This window comes from Flavobacterium sp. (genome assembly GCF_044369455.1).
Classification (GTDB): Bacteria; Bacteroidota; Bacteroidia; order Flavobacteriales; family Flavobacteriaceae; genus Flavobacterium.
This window is the reverse complement of record NZ_JBIPLW010000045.1, coordinates 1-3,155: the sequence shown is the minus strand read 5'-3', so window position 1 is coordinate 3,155 and position 3,155 is coordinate 1. Positions and strand designations below refer to the sequence as shown.

Genomic DNA, 3,155 nt, shown 5'->3' with positions numbered 1-3,155 from the left:
CCGCACGCGCTAGTGGCCCAGTGTACTCATTCCACCCTTTGAAGTGATTCGAGCCGCGGTAATATACTTCCTGAATTGCAACCAATCCTCCCAACACAGAAGCGGCCGTTTCCAGCGCCGCCAAAGCTGTTACGAATGATACATTGCAAGTGCCTGGTACCGTTATTGGTACCGTTATTGATACAAGAGGAAATCAAAGAGGCCTGACCCCCTTGATTCATGCCGGCTTTGCTTGAGACATGATGTCGCTACTTTTTACCGTAGCTGAGCGAGCTGAAGGGAAGGTTGGCTCCGGATGAGCCTCCCGCAGCATTGAGACGTGCGTCAATCGTCGCTTTTGCGTCTAATCCGGTTCCAAGCACAGATGCTCCCAAAAATGACAACGCGCCCAAACTAACAACTCCAGCATCGAGTAAAAACAGAGGGACAAGAAACTGACTCGACACAAAGCTAATCTCCGCAGAATCTGCCGCAGCTGTTACAAATTGATAGGTCCTAGCGACAGCCGCAGCACCAATCGTACCCCCGAGCAACGCTCCCAAGACGGCCCCCTTGAAACCTCCTAATTGATACCCGACGATCCCGCCGGCAGCCGAAAAGACAAGAGTATTGATTGAAAAAACAGCTTGCAACTCCGTTAGAGAAGAGTGTCCACTTGGATCCCGCCCATTCGCCGGATCGCTGTGGGCATACACATACTTATTCAGCGATATCGGCACGTCCTGCCAACCTGAAAACGTATCCATCGAAACAAACCGTCCCTTCTGCGGCGCGTAGAACCTTGCTCTCAAGTAGTCGTAGCCCGTAATCGCATCTCGGAATTCGCCATTGTAGATGGGCAATCCGACCGTTGTACCCGTTCTAGCAAGAACAACACCAAACGGATCAAGTACGAAACTGTCAGTAATGATTCCAGTTGCATTGCAGACTAACTTGGTAGTACCCATCGGCGTAGTGTAAATCGTCGAGGTCTGACCATCGAGGATCATTGCGATCGCCGCTTCACCTGCTGGTGGCCGTACGAGGCGAACGCGAACAATTCCGTTCACGAGTTCCGCAATGACAACAGCATGTTCCCGATTCGAATCGACTAGGTGTCGTGTCGTCTCACCATCCTCGATCCGTTCATATCGCTCTCCGTCCGGCGAATAGGTATAGCGAACGTTTTTGACCGCGGTGCCTTCCGTGACATTGGACTCCATCAATCGATTAGCGGCGTCCCAAGTATTCTCAATCCTCTTCACTCCATCGAATTGACTGAGGATATTGCCGTTCGCATCGTAGAGATAACGAGTCGTTAGTGCATTAGTCTCGGACAACAATCGGTCGCGATTGTCATAATCGTAAGTCGTGACTCCGGAAATGGAATCGTCGCGACGTAGTCGATTACCCACCGCATCATACAACCAAGTAGTGTTCCGATCGGCTCCGTTCACTTCATCGACGCTGTTGCGAATCAGCCGACCCGCGATATCATATTCAACGGACTCCTTGCGCCCTGTCGCTTCTATCAAAAACGTCTTGCGTCCGACGCGGTCATAGGCTGTGCGAGTGTCATCGAGTGTTCCTGAGGGACCGGTTAGTGTTTGCCGAATGACACGACTGTTTAGATCATACTCGCGACGTTCGACCGTGCCGTTGGAGTATTGAATTTCAGTATGTCGCCCTGCTGCATCATATACGTAACGAGTGACTTCACTCCCCGCTGTAACGCTTTGTAATCGATTGACGGCATCGTAGCTGTAGACGGTAGCTCCCGCGATCGAGGCTGTACTGAGTAGATTGCTCGCGACATCGTAGACGTATTGAATAGTCAATCCATCAGGATCGGTTTTGCTGGTCAGCCGATTGCGTTCATCGAAGGTGTACGTTGTGGTGGTCGCTCCCTCATGTCGTGAAACAACTTGTCCAATCGCGTTGTATTGCGTCTCGTTGATACGCCCGTCAGAAAACTGCTGACGTAAAAGTCGACCATTGATGTCATAGGTGTAAGTCGTCGTGCGCCCCATGAAGTCGACCATGCTGGTCAATTGCCCGGCTGCATCGTAAATAGATCGGTCGATTGCCCCATCTGGCAGCTTGCGAGCGATTTGTCGATTGGCTTTGTCGAATTGAAATTCCGTTGTGCGGCCTTCGGCGTCGATGATCGCAGTAGCTTGCCCCCGTTCGTTTCGTTCATATCTTGTACGATTTCCGAGCGGATCGACGACTTCGACCAACGCACCGTAAGCATCGTACCGAAACATTGTCCTTCCTCCTTCACCGTCAACTCTCGAAGTTATTCGCCCATGTCCATCGTATTCGGCAAGAACTTGGCTACCGTCCGGCAGAAGCTGTTGCACCATATTTCCGACTCCGTCATAGACCGTGCGCGTCGTGTTTCCTAGTGGGTCGCGATCCACGAGGCGTCGATTATTTGCGTCGTACTGCATGGACCACGTTTCATTGAGTGCGTTGGTCATTGCTACTTGATTACCTGCAGCGTCATACTGATAAGTCGTCGCATGCCCCAGTTCGTCGATTCGCTTGACGACTTGTCCAGCCAAGTCGAATTCGGTTCGCATGCGAGGATTATCCGTCAGATCATTCGGTGTTCCATCGGGATAGAGGACTGCAATCTCTTTACCCGCTGCATCGAACTCATAACGGGTGATACGCCCAAGACGATCCGTCATCGAAACGCGTCGTCCAGCCGCATCAAAGGATTGACTTTCTTCTGTGATGTCAGGGAAAATCGTTTTCACGAGGCGGTTTGCAAAATCGTACTCGTATCGGGTAATGCGACCGATTGGATCGACCATGCGAATGCGATTTCTCGCGTCATCGTAAAAACTCTGGGTTACTCCTCCTTCACCATCGGTCTCTCGAATGGTCTTGCCATTGGCATCCAGTTCCAGGCGAATAACAACTTCTGTTTCTGGGTTCGACGCACTGCCTTGGAATCGCATCGCGACGGGACGCCCTGCGGCATCGTATTCAACATCGATGGGACGCCGTCCTTCTGTCGTGAATGTGTCCGGTTTTCCACTATTGTTGGTAACGCTCATCAAAACTCCGTCGACCGCGACCAAGCTCTGGACAAGACCTTTGTTCGAGTATTGAATCGAACCAGATCGACCATTCGCGTCGGATCGACTAATTAGATTTCCGTTCGC

At 51.5% G+C, this 3,155-nt stretch carries 1 protein-coding gene; it reads right to left on the bottom strand.

Annotated features, from left to right (window positions below; translation table 11 throughout):
• Positions 1-248: 248 nt before the first annotated feature.
• Positions 249-3,047, bottom strand: coding sequence for an RHS repeat-associated core domain-containing protein (locus ACIQ2L_RS13745; RefSeq protein ID WP_396159801.1), 2,799 nt, complete (start codon positions 3,045-3,047; stop codon positions 249-251).
• Between the last annotated feature and the right edge of the window lie 108 nt (positions 3,048-3,155).

What these genes read in the sequence shown, in the direction of transcription:
- ACIQ2L_RS13745 (WP_396159801.1), bottom strand. Translation starts at nt 3,047, where the DNA reads ATGAGCGTTACCAACAATAGTGGAAAACCGGACACATTCACGACAGAA.